Here is a 15,051-nt window from a genome sequence, read left to right on the forward strand (position 1 = left end):
CTGGCGCGTGCCGTGGACCACGTTGCTGATGGGCATCTATGGTTTGTTTTGTTACCACTTTCTGCTGTTCATGGCGTTGCGGCTGGCACCGCCGGTGTCGGCCAATCTGGTCAACTACCTGTGGCCGTTGCTGATGGTGGTGCTGGCACCGGTGATTCTGCCGGGTGTGCGCCTGCGCACCGTGCATGTGCTGGCCGCCTTGCTGGGTTTTGCTGGCGCAGCAGTGGTCATTCTGGGCAGCGGGCCGTCGGTGGGGGTTGGCCACACCGGGGGAAGCGCGTGGGGTTACCTGCTGGCCGTGGCGGCGGCATTGATCTGGTCGAGCTACTCGTTGTTGACCAAACGGGTGGCAGCATTTCCAACGGCAGCCATTGGCAGCTTTGCGCTGGCCTCAGGCGTGTTGTCTCTTCTGTGTCATGCGCTGCTGGAGCCCGCCATCACCTTAAACACGCGGGACTGGCTGCTTATCGGGGTCATCGGTTTGGGGCCGATGGGTGCTGCCTTCTTCTTGTGGGACAAGGCGCTCAAGACCGGTGACGCCAGCCAGATCGGTATCCTGAGCTACCTCACGCCTCTGTTGTCGACCGCCATGCTGGTGCTGACCGGCGGGCGGGCGCTGACCTGGAACGTGGTGGTGGCTGCGGTGATGATCGTCACGGCCGCCTGGCTGGGTAGCCGTGCCCGCGCCTGATTTGTAAAGGACTTTCATGCTGACTCTGTCTGACATTGAACACGCCGCGCAACGCCTGCAGGGCCAGGTGTTGCGCACCCCCTGTGTGGCATCGCGGACCTTGTCCGAGATCACCGGCGCGCAGGTGTTCCTGAAGTTTGAGAACCTTCAGTTCACCGCCTCGTTCAAGGAGCGCGGCGCTTGCAACAAGCTGGTGCAGCTTAAGCCCGAGGAGCGTGCCTGCGGTGTGATCGCCATGAGCGCCGGCAACCACGCCCAGGGCGTGGCCTACCATGCCCAGCGTCTGGGGGTGCGGGCAGTGATCGTCATGCCGGTGTTCACACCAGGGGTCAAAGTGGAGCGTACCCGGGGTTTTGGCGCCGAGGTGCTGCTGCATGGCAGCACCCTGGAGGAGGCGCGCGGTCATGCGATGGCGCTGGCGCAGCAACAGGGGCTGGTGTTTGTGCACCCCTACGACGACCCGGACATCGTGGCCGGCCAGGGTACGGTGGCGCTGGAGATGCTGGCCGATGTGCCCGAGCTCGATACGCTGGTGGTGGCCATTGGCGGCGGCGGGTTGATTGGCGGCATGGCGACGGCGGCCAAGGCGCTGCGCCCTGACATCGAGATCGTCGGGGTGCAGACCCAGCGTTTTCCGGCGATGTTCAACGCCATCAAGGGCACGCAGCACCCGCAAGGCACCAGCAGCATCGCCGAGGGCATTGCGGTGGGCACGCCGGGTCGGTTGACACAAGCCATCATTCGCGACAAGGTCAATGACCTGTTACTGGTGGACGAGGGAGATATCGAGCAGGCCATCGTGATGCTGCTGGAAGTCGAAAAAACTCTGGTCGAAGGCGCCGGGGCGGCGGGCCTGGCAGCGCTGCTGAAGCATCCGGCGCAGTTTCAGCGCAAGCGGGTCGGGCTGGTGTTGTGTGGCGGCAATATCGACCCGCTGCTGCTGGCCGCCATCATTGAGCGCGGCATGGTGCGCGCCGGACGACTGGCGCGCCTGCGGGTCAGCGCGCGGGATGTGCCGGGCACGCTGGCAGCCATCACCGCCACCGTGGCACAGGCGGGCGCCAACATCAACGAAGTCCACCACCAGCGCGCCTTCACCACATTGGCGGCACAGAATGTCGAGGTGGAGCTGGTGATCCAGACGCGCGGGCCGCAACATGTGGACGATGTGGTGCGTGCTTTGCTGAGTGCCGGGCTGTCGGCCGAACTGGTGCGCTGAAGGTCAGGATTTCATTGGGCTGACATTTGTGCAGGCGTTGGGTAAACTCAACTCACCTTAAAGGAGTTCTTCGATGAAAGTTCTGTTGGCCGTTGATGGCAGTTCGTATACCAAGAAGATGCTGGCTTATCTGGCAGCCCACGACATGTATTCAACCAAAAATGAATACACCGCGTTCACAGCCCAGTTGGTATTGCCGACACAGGCTCGCACCGCATTGGGCAAGGAACTGGTGGCCAAATATTACGAAGACGAAGGTCTGCGGGTGATGAATCCGGTGAAGAAGTACCTGGAACGCCACAAAATTGTGCCCCAATGTATCTGGAAGACCGGCAAGCCCGGTGAGCTGATCAGCAAAATCGCCACCGAAGGCAAGTATGACCTGATCGTGATGGGCTCCCATGGGCACGGTGCGCTGGTCAATCTGGTGGTGGGCTCGGTCGCGACGGAAGTGCTGGCGGGCTGCAAGACGCCCGTGTTGATCGTGCGCTGAGGTGAAGCTTGCCAGAGGATTTAACTTAAATAGCTTAAAACCGTTTGCCAGCATGCGCTAGCGGCAATTTAGACCATCAAAACAGGTGGTCAGAACCAGTTCGATGATCTGCTCGTCGCTGAATAGTCCGCCCATCTGCAGAAACTCGACCACCGAGTCGCAGGCGCGGGCAAAGAAGGTGTACAAGATCGCGATCGCTGGCAAGCCGGGGTTCAGGCTGCCATCGGCCTGCGCCGCTTCGATCCAGCCGCCCAGACGCTCGCTGATTTCCATCAGGCCATCCATGTAATCACGATTGGCAATCAGCGCGGCACGCAGGCTCGAATTCTGGCTTGGCAGGGTCGGCATGTCACCCGCGAGCTTGACCTTCAGCACCCAGTGCACCACCGCCCGCAAGTTGTCCAGCGGTGCTGCGTCTGGCGGCAAGGCGGCAATCATGTCTTGCGCCTGGCGCATCACCCGCACCATGGCGGCGGCAGCCAGGTCTTCCTTGCTGGGGAAGTGTTTATACAGGCTGGCCTTGGCAATGCCCACCTGCGCGGCCACCTCGTCCACGGTCATGGCATCGAAACCCTTTTCCGCCAACAACCGGTTGACCGTCTGGACAATCGTGTCTTCTCGCACTTGCAGCATCCGCTGTTTGAACGAAACTTTGGTAGGGGCTGCGGTATTCATGCTGTCATCTTAGCCCAGTCCTTCAAAATCTGGGCCATCCGTGCAAATAGCTACTGTCCGGTCTTGTGGCGAACTTCGCCGTGCGAAAGAGCCGTCAGTGCGGCGCTCTTGAGGGCGTGCGTGAGGGCGTCCAGAACCACTGAGTTGAGGTTCCAGCAATGCCAGAACAGCGCCACCGGCAGGGTGTGCCCCGGCATCAAATTGACCAATCTGCCCTGCGTCAACGGCGCGCTGACCATCAGCTCGGGCAGCACACTCACCCCCCAACCCGCCAGCACCGCCTGCAACTGGCCCTCGGAGCTGGGCACATACAGATGCCGCAGCGCCACATGTTTGAGCCCACAGGCATCGGCCACAAACTCCGCCTGCAAGTCGTCCTTGCGGTTGAAGGCGATAAAGGGCAAGCTGCTGAAGTTATGCGGGTTCAAGCCATTTGGGCAGTGTGCCTGCGCGAACGCGGCCTGCGCCACGGCGACATAACGCATGGAACCCAGTGGCTCGATCTTGCAGCTGCGCAATGCCGAGCGCAGGGTCGTCACACAGCCCAGCACCCGGCCCTCACGCAGCCACTCGAAGGTGAAGTCCTGATCGTCGGTGATGATTTCGAGTCCCAGGCCCTGATGCGCCAACGGGCTCAGTGCCGGCAGCGCCCAGGTGGCGATGCTGTCGGCATTGACGGCGATCGAGATGCGCTCGGCCTCACCGGCGGCACCGGCCACACCGGGAGCCAGTTCTCGCAGGTCACGATCCAGGTCGGCACGCAGCAAACGCATTTGCATCGCGTGTTTGAGCAGCAGGCGCCCCGCTGTGGTCGCTTTGAGTGGGCGACTGCGCACAATCAGCACTGTGCCCATCTGGACTTCCAGCGAGCGCAGGCGCAGTGACACCGCTGACTGGGTGATCGACAAGCGCACGGCGGCGCGTTCAAAACCGCCCTCTTCCACGATGGCGGCCAGGCATTCCAGAGCGTCGGGGTCAAAGGTGCTCATGTATTCACCATCAGAATCGCTAATCAAAGATGCGGCAGTTTAATCGTGCATCGTGTGCGCTGTCCGGCGTGGCAGCGGGAGTCGGCATTCTTGCGGCAAAAATGCATCCGGATTTACCCTGAAAATAGCGCAAAAGAGGGTTTATCCAGGTTTTTTTGGCTTTAGCCGGGGTGTCTGTCCTGCAAAATCGCCGCATCGTTAGGAGGCTCCATGACATTGCAATACCGGCTCAAAGAAGGTCACTACCATTTGTATGATATGAGCACACCGGCCAGCCGGGTCACCGGTGAGCATCGGCTGCGTCTGCGCACCGACACTGTCGCCATTGCCTTTGAGGCCAGTACCGGTGCCCTGCGCGAACATGGCAGCCCCTTGCGCATCCACTCATGGGCCAACAACACGCGCCGACGTCTGCGCGCCAGTGGGGCACTCGATCGCGCCAATGACATTGTGGTGGTGTCAGGGCCGCTACCGGTTGACGAGATCAACAAATGCCTGGAGATTGACGGCTATTGCCGCGACATGTTGACCCGGCTGGCCAGTCTGCCACACGGAAAGATGAGTGGTCAACGTGCCCAGTCGGGTGGGCGCACCACCCATTGAATCCAAACATGGGTCGGTGCGTGGCAGCGCCATCAGCCCAGCCACAAGCCGACAATGCCAAGTGTCATCAGGGTGACCGGTGCCCCGATGCGCAGATGGGCACGCCAGTCAATGGTGACACCGTTTTTTTGCGCCAGATCCACCACAATCAGGTTGGCGATGGAGCCCACCAGCAGCAAATTGCCGGCAAAAGTGCTGACCAGCGCCAGCGTCACACCGGCCTGCATTCCTTGTAGGTGGGGAGTCAGCAGCATGACGGCGGGCACGTTGGAGACCAGGTTGGACAACACCACCGTGGCGGTTAACAGCGGCAGTGTGTCGGCCAGATGAAAACCTTGCGCGGCCAGCCACCCTACCGCCTGCAGGGCCAGCCCGGTAGATGCGAAGGCGTGGTTCACCACAAACAGCCCCATGAACAGCACCAGCAGTTCCCAGTCGACGAAACCCATGACGTGGGACGAATGAAAACGCCGGCTCAGTAGCAATACCCCCGCACCCACCAGCGCTGCCACGTCACGCGGCCAGTCGGTCAGCAGGAACACCGCCATCAACGCCCCCGCCACCAGCAAACCCTTGCCTGTTTGCCAGCCGTCAAAGCGCGGGCTGGGCAAGGGTGCGTCGCCCTCGGTGCGGGGAGTCAAAGCGGCGCAATCGGCGTCGGTGGCTGGGCCAGTGTTCGCCATGTGGCGATGCGGCACCCACACCAGCCAAGCCCACAAGACCAGCAGACTCAGTGCTACCGGTGGCAAGGCAGCGCGGGCATAGCCCCCAAAAGGCAGTTGCATCATCGAACCAATCAGCATGTTTTGCGGGTTGCCGATCAGCGTGGCGGCCGAGCCGATGTTGGCCGCGCAGGCCAGCCCAACCAGGAAGGGCACCGGGTCCAGCCGGCGCCGCAGGCTCAGCTGCGCCACCACCGGCGTCATGGCCAGACAGATGATGTCATTGGAGAACACCGCCGAGAGCGTTGCGGCGGTCACGATCAGCGCTGCCAGCAAGCCTGCCCGCCCCAAGGGCAGGCTCGCCACCCGCTCGGTGACCGCCACATAAAACCCGCCCAGGCGCATTTGCGCCGAGACCACCATGAAGGAAAACAATAGCAGGATGGTGGGCAGGTCAATCGCCCGGGCGGCTTCGTCGGTGCTGCTGGCGCCGAGGCCGATCATCGCAATCGCGCCCAACAAGGCCACACCCGAACGATCCAGCTTGAGGCTGGGCAGGCCACCCAGGATCATGCCCACATACACCAAGGTGAACACCAGGGTGATTTCCAGGTGCTGGACGGCGGTGCCCGTCACGGTTGCACCCAGGCATCTGGTTGTTCATGGTATTCGTAGCTGTCAAGGCTTATGAGACATGCGCTGACGTGCATTTGATCAATAGATGAGGTGGCATTTTGCGGGTGTGCCTGACGCAGGCAATCCTGAAACGCCCGCGTCACCCGGGCACTTTGCGGTGATGCACGTACGATGCCAAAGAAGCTGCACCGATAACTGAAAACGCCAGGTTGCAGCGCCTGCATCCGGCCTTGACGAACAAACTCCTGCGCGTAATGGTCGGGCAGAAAACCCAGGAAGCGGCCCGACAGGATCAAGGTGGCAATCGACTCCTGGTCATAGCCGGTGGCGGCGCGGGTCAGGCGCACCTGCTGCGTCAGCGCCATGTTCGGCGAGTGGTAGCCCAGCCCGGCAAAGCGGTGCTGGCGCAGCGCGTCCCAGTCGGCAGGTTGCTGGGCGGCGTTGAGCTCAAACAGCGGATGACCGGGGGCGCAATACAAAAACATGGTTTCATCAAACAAGCGCTGGTAAACCAGGGTGTCGGTGCTGCGGTGACCGGGCACCACGCCAATCTGAAACTGCCCGCTGAGCACGCCACGTTCAATCACGTTGAGCGGCGCCACGTGCAAGTGAAGGCTCACATCTGGCGCCTGAACCTGAAACAGAGCAATCGCCTCGCCCATATGGGACGCCGGGTTGCTGGCGGTTTTATCAAACACCGCCACATGCAACTCGCCCCCCATGCGTTGATGGATCTCGTCCACCCGGGCGCGAAAGGCGTCCACTCCGGCCAGCAGTTGCAAGGTTTCGGCATAAATCTGTTCACCCTCGGGGGTCAGGGCAAAGCCGGCTCGCCCCCTGCGGCACAAAGTGAGTCCGATCCGGGTTTCCAGGTCTTTGATGTGGCGGCTCACTGTGCTGGTGCCAATGTTGAGCTCCAGCTCGGCGGCGCTCATGCCACCGCAATCGACCACACTTTTGAACACACGCAGCAGGCGGATGTCCATGTCGCTCAACTGGCCCAGGGCAGCGCGGGTTTTTACTTGCATTGATTCGCAACCAAAGAGTGATACTTCAACATTCATAAGAGTAACAGAGACCTGCACAATCGCGCTTTTGCCCCTACCCGAGACCACGCCATGAACCTGACCGATGCCACAATCCTGTCCCAGCCCCGCACCGATGCGGCCTGGCTGGAGCCGCACTGGATGCCGTTTACCGGTAACCGCAACTTCAAGGCCAAGCCGCGCCTGATTGTGCAGGCCGAGGGTTGCTACTACACAGATAGCGAGGGACGCAAGATTTTCGACGGCCTGTCGGGCCTTTGGACCTGTGGGCTGGGGCATGGTCGGCCGGAACTGGTAGAGGCCGTGCGCAAGCAGATGGCCACGCTTGACTATTCGCCCGCCTTCCAGTTTGGCCATCCGCAGTCGTTTGCGCTGGCCAACAAGCTCAAGCAGCTCACGCCTGAGGGGCTCGACTACACTTTCTTCACCGGCTCAGGGTCTGAATCTGCCGATACCTCGCTGAAAATGGCGCGAGCGTACTGGCGTGCCAAAGGGCAAGGCAGCAAAACCCTGCTGATCGGGCGCGAGAAGGGCTACCACGGTGTCAACTTCGGTGGCATCTCGGTGGGCGGCATTTTGGGCAACCGAAAGACCTATGGTCAGGGCATACAGGCCGACCATCTGCCGCACACCCAGCCACCGGCGGGCTCGTTCATCAAGGGCATGCCCGAGCACGGGGTCGAACTGGCCGACGACTTGTTGCGCCTGATCAACCTGCACGACGCCAGCAACATTGCGGCGGTGATTGTGGAGCCGATGGCAGGGTCGGCCGGTGTCATCATCCCGCCCAAAGGGTATTTGCAGCGGCTGCGTGACATTTGCACGGCGCACAACATCCTGCTGATTTTTGACGAGGTCATCACCGGCTTTGGCCGCATGGGCGCCTGGACTGGTGCCGAGGCGTTTGGCGTCAAGCCCGACATCCTCAACGCCGCCAAGCAGATCACCAATGGCGCACAGCCGCTGGGGGTGGTGATGGCCACCAAAGAGATTTATGACACCTTCATGGCCTGCGGCGGGCCTGACTACATGCTGGAATTTGCCCACGGTTACACCTACTCGGCGCACCCGGTGCCCTGCGCGGTGGGCCTGGCCACGCTGGAACTTCTGGAGCGTGAACACATGATTGAGCGTGTGCGAGAGCTCAGCCCGGTGCTGGAACGCGCCGTGCACAGCCTGCGTGGCACGCCTCACGTGGCCGACATCCGCAACTACGGTCTGGCCGCGGGTCTGACGATTGCGGCCATGCCCGGAGAGCCGGCCCGGCGCCCGTACGAGATCGCCATGGCGATGTGGGACAAGGGTTTTTATGTCCGTTATGGCGGCGATACGATCCAGATGGCACCGCCCTTTGTCAGCACACCGGAACAGATCGATGCCATGATCAACGCGCTGGGCGAGACGCTGCAGCGCCAGCCCTGAGGCAACGCGAGGCAGGGGCCATCGACTTCCAGCCGCGATGGCGCGTGCGGCAGCCGCAGGCTGGCATGATGTCGGCTTGAATCCGTCACCGCGAACTGCCCATGGTCTGGTTGCCCCACCCCATCATGGCAGTAATTGAAGCTTTTTAACCCTTCAGCCCATATCCAACGGGCATAACCAGCTATTGAATTGATATGAACAAGACTATTGCCCACCTCATCAACGGCCAGCTCGTTTCCGGCGGTAGCCGCACTGCAGCGGTTTTTGACCCAGCCACAGGCGAGGTCTCAGCCCAGGTGCTGCTGGCTGACAAGCTCACGGTGGAACAGGCCATCAGCAACGCCCAAGCCGCTTACCCGGCTTGGCGTGCCACACCGCCGCTCAAGCGCGCGCGCGTCATGAGCAACCTGAAAGTCTTGCTGGAACAACACGCCGACGAGTTGTGCGCGCTGGTTACCGCGGAGCATGGCAAGGTACTGGCTGACAGTCTGGGCGAGTTGCAGCGCGGCATCGAGAACGTGGAGTACGCGTCTTACGCCCCCGAACTGCTCAAAGGCGAGCACAGCAAGAATGTAGGCCCCGCAATTGACTCGTGGAGTGAGTTCCAGGCGTTGGGGGTGACCGCTGGCATCACCCCGTTCAACTTTCCCATCATGGTGCCGTTGTGGATGTGGCCCATGGCGGTGGCATGCGGCAACACCTTTATCCTGAAGCCCTCGGAGCGCGACCCCAGCAGCGCGCTGCGCGTGGCGGAACTGGCCCTGCAGGCCGGCTTGCCGCCGGGTGTGCTCAACGTGGTCAATGGCGACAAGGAGGCGGTCGACACCTTGCTGACCGATCCACGCGTCAAAGCCATCAGTTTTGTTGGTTCAACCCCCATCGCTGAGTATATTTATAGCACCGGATGCAGCCACGGCAAGCGTGTGCAGGCTTTGGGTGGCGCCAAGAATCATGCGGTGGTGATGCCCGATGCCGACATCCCCAACGCCGTCAGCGCCTTGATGGGCGCGGCCTATGGTTCCTGTGGCGAGCGCTGCATGGCGATCCCCTTGGTGGTGGCGGTCGGTGATGCCACGGCGGATGCGGTGGTGGCCGGTCTGAAGGTCGAGATTGCCAAGATGAAGGTTGGCCCCGGCACCCAGGCCAGTTGCGACATGGGGCCACTGGTGACCAAGGCGCATTTTGATAAGGTCAAAGGTTACGTCGATCAGGGTATAAAAGAAGGCGCCACGCTGGTGGTCGATGGCCGTGGCATCCAGATCGCGGGTTTTGAGGGCGGCTATTACCTGGGGCCGTGCCTGTTTGACAACGTCAAGCCCGGCATGGTGACCTACCAGGAAGAAATCTTTGGCCCGGTGCTGGGCGTCGTGCGCGTCAAGACACTGCAAGAAGCCATGGACATGATCGACGCGCATGAATATGGCAACGGCACCTGCATCTTCACCCGCGACGGCGAGGCGGCGCGTTATTTCAGCGACAACATTCTGGTCGGCATGGTGGGTGTGAACGTGCCGCTGCCGGTGCCCGTGGCATATCACAGCTTTGGCGGCTGGAAGCGCTCGCTGTTTGGCGACCTGCATGGCTACGGGCCAGACGCTGTGCGCTTCTACACCAAACGCAAGACCATCACCCAGCGCTGGCCGTCGGCTGGAGTGCGCGAAGGGGCGGTATTCAGCTTTCCCAGTAGTCGCTGAAGCTCAGGGCGCCAGCCACAGCGCCTGCGGCTTCCAGCCCATGTCCTCGGCGAAACTTTGAGCCAGGCGTTGGTAGCCGGGCACGGTGAAGTGGATCAGATCATTTGCCATCAGCTGCGGCCTCTGGCGTACCCAGGTGTAGGCGCTGGCCCTGCCACCCATCGCCTGCATCATGCTCCAGACCTGGCATCCCGTTTCTGCCCCCACGGTTTGCTGGATGCGCGTGATCTGCGCGTGGACCGTTGAGTACTTCAGCAGGTTGACAACCTCTTTTGGCTTTCTTGCAGTTGTCGCAAGCGTGCTTGACTTCTTGGTCGACCCTTTGGCCTGACGCGATCGCGGCACGAGAATGCCACGGTCGCCTGGTCCAATCAGCATACAGGCGGCTTGCGGAAACATCTGTCGCAGTTGGGTCACACTTTGGCGCAGGGTCTGGGCATACGCTTCAGCCTCAAAAGGTTTTTCATTGCCCTCGTTGGTACCATAGGCCAGCGCTACCAGCTGGTAGGTTGGCATGTCGGCAAACCAGCTGCGCAGGTAGTTCAGATTCGCATGCTGCCAGCCCCTGACGGTGGCGCCCGGCAGGGCGAACAAATCCAGTTGCAACCGTGTTGCCGCGGGTACAGGCAATGCCAGGCCATGGCTGCGCAGACTGCCAGCAAGCAGTCTCAGCTGCAGGGTTGAGAGGGGGGCTTCACCCAGCAACTCGAGTGCTGCCGGGCCAGACGCGCCTTCCAGCAGCAACTCCTGTTCTGCACCCCCGTCAACCCGGATGGCAACCCGGATGGGCGCTTCGGTCTGTTGAAACAACAGCCGAAGGCTGCGGTGCACGGGCATGCGCTGAGCATTGCGCAGATCCCACGCCAAGCTGGCGTCTGGTTTGGCAGTGAACTGGTTGACCAGTGCCGGGCCGGGTGCCTGCGCGGCGGCGGGCACGGCATGGGCTGATTCATGGCGCCAGTCGGCCGATGCGCAGGCTTTGCGCACGGGCAAACGCACGCCAGGTCGGGTCAAGGTGGCCGCAATGAAGGCGCTATGCACCTGTTCAGTCTCCAAGCCGGCGCGGCGGACCAGCTCTTGGGTAAAAAAGCCGGCCGCCAGATGGCTGTCACCCCAAAATGCCACCCGAAAGGTCTGGCTTGCACCCACTGCAGACCAGGCGGAACCCGCCTGACCGGATGTGGACGCAGGTTTGAGAGGCGCAATCTCTGGTGAATCAGGGTCGGCCAGAGCGGCCTGCACCTCCTGAGGTTCAGGGATTTCGAGCGGAAGTTCTGGCGTGTCTGTTGGCGGCGACGGTGTCGGTTTTTTTCGTTTGCCGGGTGGTGCCGGGCAAACCAGATCGGGGGCGTTGGCAAGCGTCTGGACGCTGATCTGACGGATGCCGGGTTCGGCGGCCTGCACCAGCATCGCTGCGCTACAGGTCAGCGCCAGCAGACCGCGGACGCTGTAGGTTTGCGTGGATCTCATGGGGTGTCCTTGGGTGGTTGTAGCTCGACTTCTGGCGCAGCGCCGGCGGGGGATGGCTCTTGCAACGGTGCGGCGGTGTCTGGGCCGACTGACGGCAATACCGGGGCAGGATCGGGCTGGGATGGCATTGCGGCAGGCGGCAAGGTTGATGTTAGGGTAGCAGCGCCGGCGGGCGCCGGGACAGGCGCGAGGACTGTGGAGGTTTTGACCGGATCTGGTGCCGCACGGGACAGCAAGGGACGATTCGGCGGCAGTTCGACTGGTTCCATGCCCAGACTGCTGGCGATGCCACGTATGAATGCGGTGATGCCCTCGCTGGAGAGGTGGACACCGTCCTGTACGAAGTAGTGCCGATTGCCTTGCGCCAGTTTGTGCCAGTCCATGATCCGCACGTTGCTGAACTCGGGGGCGATCTGTGCCAAGGTCTGGTTATTGGCGTCACTCCAGCGTCGATCGGCAAAGTTGTTGATCAGCACCACCTGCTGCGCCTCCTGAAGCGCTGTAAGCAGGCGCCGCAAGTCAGATTTCAGGATGTAGCCATTGGTGCCAACATGAACTACGGCGTGTTTGAGTTCAGGCTTTTGTTCGAGATAGCGCTGAACCAGGGTCACACTCTGGCGGGGCTGGCGGCCAACCTCTGCATCAACCGTGATGCCGGGCAGGGTACGCAGCATACGGTGGCGCGCGCCCAGCATCACCGAGTCGCCGATGGCCAGAATGTGGGAATCCGGTGCCATCACCGCCTTGGCAATCTCTGGCGCGCTGGCTCCGGTTTGTGCTGGATCTGGCGGCCCTGATGGATCCGTCTGAATGGGTGGCGTTGCGCCCTTTGTCACGGCAACCGGCGCAGTGGTGCTCTGGCAGGGGAAAATACTCACGGCAGAAAACCCGCCAAGCAACAGCGCACCGAACATGGCGTACCCGGCCCGGCGCTGGATCACAGCAGACCAGCGCCGGGTGGTGAATGCCAGCGAACTCTCCACCCAGCGGTAAGAGATCTCGGAGGCCAACGCGGTCCAGATCAGGCACTTAGCCACCGTCGCCAAGTCTGGCGTGTTGTCACCTTTGAGGTAAATGAAAATTGGCCAATGCCAAAGGTATATCGAATAGGAACGTGTGCCCACCCATTGCACCAGCGGCCCGGTCAGCCGCCATAACCAGGGTGAACGATTGCTTAGCCCCAAGTCAGCGCAACAGACCAGCAGAAATATACTGGCCAGTGATGTCGCCAGAAATCCTCCATGGTAGAGCAGCGGCTGGGCTTCGTTGCTGAACCACATCAAGGCACCCAGCGAGATCAGGGCTGCGCTGCCCAGCGCCAGTCGCAGCCATCCAGCCATTGACCGTCGGATCAGCGCAGCCGGGTGCAGGGGGCTCCACAGGCAGGCCATCGCTGAACCCAGGAACAGTCCAACGCTGTGGCTGTCGGCACCCAGGTAGGCACGGCTGGGGTTATCGGGGTACAGCGCAAACAGGCTACCCATCCAGCCAGTGCTGGCCAGTGCCAGCAGCAGGCTGGTCCAGCCTACTGCGGCGACACCGCGTAACCGTAGCAGCCCAAGCAGCAGCCAGGGCCACAGCAGGTAAAACTGCATCTCAACGCCCAGCGACCACAAGTGACGCAACAACGGCGGGTGGCCAAAGTTCTCAAAGTATGATTGCGCAGAGCAAATTTGCCACCAATTGGCCAGGTAGGCCGCTGCCCAGGGCAGGTCGGATATCAGGCGTCGCACCGCGCCTGGCAGCAGCAGCGGCACCAGCGCATAAGTCACCAGCAGCAGCGCCACCACGGCAGGCATCAGCCGTACAAAACGACGCCAGAAATAGCGTCCGACATCCACCTGGCCGTGGCTGAAATACTCGCGCAGCAAGAGCGAGGTAATCAAGAATCCCGACAGGTTGAAAAACACGTCCACACCCAGAAATCCGGCGTTGAATAGGCCGGGTACATTGAGGTGGTAAGCCAGCACGGCCGCAATGGCCAGCGCACGCACGGCGTCCAAGCCGAGCAGGCGCATGGCATCGGCGCCGGGTGCTGGCGTTTGGGCGACAGGTGTGGTTGGGGCAGTCACTTTTCTGGCAAGAAGCGTCAGGGTTTTCTGGGTGCCGGCCAGGGCATGGCTGCCGCAAACAAGCGCGCACTTTGTGCGTAGCCAGTACCCGTCAGGTGTGTCAGATCCGCTTGCGCCAGCGCCGGGTTGGCGCTGGCCCAGCGCTGGATGTTGTTGCCCATGGCGGTCTGCCAGTTCCAGAACTGGCATTTGAACTCGCGACTCAGGCTGTCCTGAATGCGGTTGATGACCAGGTGGCGTAAACCGTAAGGTGGAATCACGGCGGGTTGGCTGACCCGGTCGGGTGGGCCGATGAGGATACAACGGGTGTGGCCCAGCACCGCGCGAAAACGCGTCAGACTTTGTCGCAGACTTTGGGTGTAAGCCTCGGGGTCAAACACGGTGCCCATGGCGTCGTTGGTGCCATACTGAAAAATCACCAGGTCATACCGTGCACCTGGCAGGGCGTGAATGCCCGGTTGGTTCCAGCCGCTGGTAAGTGCCCCCGGCGTGCTGAACACATCGACCAGCACATCGGGCGGATTCTGGTAGACCAGATCGAGCGCGTGCAAAGTGACTTGCCCGGTTACCAGACGCAGGCGCACGCTGGTCAGTGGCCCGGTGGGTGGGCGAACCTGCAGCATGCTGTGCGCCGGGTCGGTCAGGCTGACCAGGGTCTCGGGGGCGTGATTGACCGACAGGCCCAGCACCAGAGCACGGCGTGAGTCGGCCTTGCCAAAGCGCAGCGTCAGCGCCTGCAGGCGATGCGGCGCAGCCCAATCGCCAAAGTCCAGCCACAGCGCCTCACCGGGCGCGCTGGCCGACAGGTGCATCAGGCTGGTGCTAAAGCCGCCCTGGTTGGGACTGGCGCGGTGCGCGGTTTGCTGTTTCCAGCCGGCGCTTTGACAATGGTCGCGCAAGGGCAGTCGCAGGCCGGCAATGCCAAAGGCTGGCGCCATTGTGGCGGGCAGCGCCCTGGCACTGGCAAAACCCCAGGCCGACAACAGGGCATCGACAAAATGGCCCGAAGCGGTATGGCTGTCGCCCCAAACGCCGATGCGTGGTGTCCCTGGATTCGGGGCGGGTACGACCGTGGCGGGCAAGGGCGAAGATGCGACCGACGCATAAACCTGGCTTTGTGGGCAACTGGCCAGAAAGGCGTCAAACCCGTCAGCCGGTGGCTCGTTCTGGGTGTGGCCAAGTGGCGCGCCGACGACGCTGCTTGCGATGCACAGCCACAGGACGCGAACCAAAGCCAAAGTCTGTCCTGCCAAGATCACACGCAGGATAGGTTGGAGTGTCGCGGGAATTGCTTCAGGACTGCTTGCTCGCTTGAATGGGGGTGCAAAGCTGGACGAGGGTGCAAAATCATGGGCTCAAGTATCGCAGCCCGAAAGAGG

Annotated in this window: 13 protein-coding genes; 6 read left to right on the forward strand and 7 right to left on the reverse strand. The window is 61.9% G+C overall.

The window, feature by feature from the left end; all coding sequences use genetic code 11:
- From KBF66_RS00005 to KBF66_RS00015, 3 genes are all read left to right on the forward strand, one after another.
- Positions 1-691, forward strand: a 691-nt coding sequence (locus KBF66_RS00005) for a DMT family transporter (protein ID WP_296649825.1), incomplete at its 5' end; no start/stop codon positions are given.
- A 16-nt stretch (positions 692-707) separates the two neighbouring features.
- On the forward strand, positions 708-1,910 hold the full coding sequence (locus tag KBF66_RS00010; RefSeq protein ID WP_296649828.1) for a threonine ammonia-lyase: 1,203 nt from the start codon (positions 708-710) through the stop codon (positions 1,908-1,910).
- Positions 1,911-1,983: 73 nt separating this feature from the next.
- Positions 1,984-2,403 carry a universal stress protein gene (locus tag KBF66_RS00015; protein ID WP_296649831.1) on the forward strand — a complete coding sequence of 140 codons (420 nt, stop codon included), beginning with the start codon at positions 1,984-1,986 and terminating at the stop codon, positions 2,401-2,403.
- A gap of 57 nt (positions 2,404-2,460) precedes the next feature.
- Here KBF66_RS00015 and KBF66_RS00020 read toward each other — a convergent pair whose 3' ends face one another.
- Positions 2,461-3,078 carry a TetR/AcrR family transcriptional regulator gene (locus KBF66_RS00020; protein WP_296649836.1) on the reverse strand — a complete coding sequence of 206 codons (618 nt, stop codon included), beginning with the start codon at positions 3,076-3,078 and terminating at the stop codon, positions 2,461-2,463.
- Positions 3,079-3,128: 50 nt separating this feature from the next.
- Positions 3,129-4,067: a LysR family transcriptional regulator ArgP gene (locus KBF66_RS00025; protein WP_296649841.1), complete on the reverse strand. Its 939-nt coding sequence runs from the start codon at positions 4,065-4,067 to the stop codon at positions 3,129-3,131.
- A gap of 210 nt (positions 4,068-4,277) precedes the next feature.
- Here KBF66_RS00025 and KBF66_RS00030 point away from each other — a divergent pair, with 210 nt between their 5' ends.
- Positions 4,278-4,670: a hypothetical protein gene (locus KBF66_RS00030; protein WP_296649846.1), complete on the forward strand. Its 393-nt coding sequence runs from the start codon at positions 4,278-4,280 to the stop codon at positions 4,668-4,670.
- Between the two features lie 32 nt (positions 4,671-4,702).
- On the opposite strand, the gene KBF66_RS00035 is transcribed toward KBF66_RS00030, so the two are convergent.
- Positions 4,703-5,968: an anion transporter gene (locus tag KBF66_RS00035; protein ID WP_296649849.1), complete on the reverse strand. Its 1,266-nt coding sequence runs from the start codon at positions 5,966-5,968 to the stop codon at positions 4,703-4,705.
- Entirely contained in the window at positions 5,965-6,996 is a 1,032-nt protein-coding gene (locus KBF66_RS00040; RefSeq protein ID WP_296649852.1) for a LysR family transcriptional regulator, read from the reverse strand. The genes KBF66_RS00035 and KBF66_RS00040 overlap by 4 nt, the downstream gene beginning before the upstream one ends.
- Positions 6,997-7,086: 90 nt before the next feature.
- Between KBF66_RS00040 and KBF66_RS00045 the strand changes: the two genes are divergently transcribed.
- Positions 7,087-8,436: an aspartate aminotransferase family protein gene (locus KBF66_RS00045; protein ID WP_296649855.1), complete on the forward strand. Its 1,350-nt coding sequence runs from the start codon at positions 7,087-7,089 to the stop codon at positions 8,434-8,436.
- A gap of 194 nt (positions 8,437-8,630) precedes the next feature.
- The gene (locus KBF66_RS00050) at positions 8,631-10,130 is read left to right on the forward strand and encodes a CoA-acylating methylmalonate-semialdehyde dehydrogenase (protein WP_296649858.1); all 1,500 of its coding nucleotides are present in this window, start codon (positions 8,631-8,633) and stop codon (positions 10,128-10,130) included.
- Between the two features lie 3 nt (positions 10,131-10,133).
- Here the strand turns inward: KBF66_RS00050 and KBF66_RS00055 are convergent, their stop codons facing one another.
- From KBF66_RS00055 to KBF66_RS00065, 3 genes are read right to left on the reverse strand one after another with little or no spacing between them, the layout of a single operon-like run.
- Positions 10,134-11,600 (reverse strand): hypothetical protein, encoded by a 1,467-nt coding sequence (locus KBF66_RS00055; RefSeq protein WP_296649863.1) that lies wholly within the window; start codon positions 11,598-11,600, stop codon positions 10,134-10,136.
- On the reverse strand, positions 11,597-13,672 hold the full coding sequence (locus tag KBF66_RS00060; RefSeq protein ID WP_296649866.1) for an acyltransferase family protein: 2,076 nt from the start codon (positions 13,670-13,672) through the stop codon (positions 11,597-11,599). Before KBF66_RS00060 ends, KBF66_RS00055 begins: the two co-directional genes overlap by 4 nt.
- A 17-nt stretch (positions 13,673-13,689) precedes the next feature.
- Entirely contained in the window at positions 13,690-14,910 is a 1,221-nt protein-coding gene (locus KBF66_RS00065) for a GDSL-type esterase/lipase family protein (RefSeq protein ID WP_296649870.1), read from the reverse strand.
- Positions 14,911-15,051: the final 141 nt, after the last annotated feature.

The sequence above is a fragment of the Rhodoferax sp. genome, from assembly GCF_018063565.1.
Lineage (GTDB): Bacteria > Pseudomonadota > Gammaproteobacteria > Burkholderiales > Burkholderiaceae_C > Rhodoferax.

Coding starts and splice junctions, on each gene's coding strand:
- KBF66_RS00010 (WP_296649828.1), top strand. CDS start 708: ATGCTGACTCTGTCTGACATTGAACACGCCGCGCAACGCCTGCAGGGC.
- KBF66_RS00015 (WP_296649831.1), top strand. CDS start 1,984: ATGAAAGTTCTGTTGGCCGTTGATGGCAGTTCGTATACCAAGAAGATG.
- KBF66_RS00020 (WP_296649836.1), bottom strand. CDS start 3,078: ATGAATACCGCAGCCCCTACCAAAGTTTCGTTCAAACAGCGGATGCTG.
- KBF66_RS00025 (WP_296649841.1), bottom strand. CDS start 4,067: ATGAGCACCTTTGACCCCGACGCTCTGGAATGCCTGGCCGCCATCGTG.
- KBF66_RS00030 (WP_296649846.1), top strand. CDS start 4,278: ATGACATTGCAATACCGGCTCAAAGAAGGTCACTACCATTTGTATGAT.
- KBF66_RS00040 (WP_296649852.1), bottom strand. CDS start 6,996: ATGCAAGTAAAAACCCGCGCTGCCCTGGGCCAGTTGAGCGACATGGAC.
- KBF66_RS00045 (WP_296649855.1), top strand. CDS start 7,087: ATGAACCTGACCGATGCCACAATCCTGTCCCAGCCCCGCACCGATGCG.
- KBF66_RS00050 (WP_296649858.1), top strand. CDS start 8,631: ATGAACAAGACTATTGCCCACCTCATCAACGGCCAGCTCGTTTCCGGC.
- KBF66_RS00055 (WP_296649863.1), bottom strand. CDS start 11,600: ATGAGATCCACGCAAACCTACAGCGTCCGCGGTCTGCTGGCGCTGACC.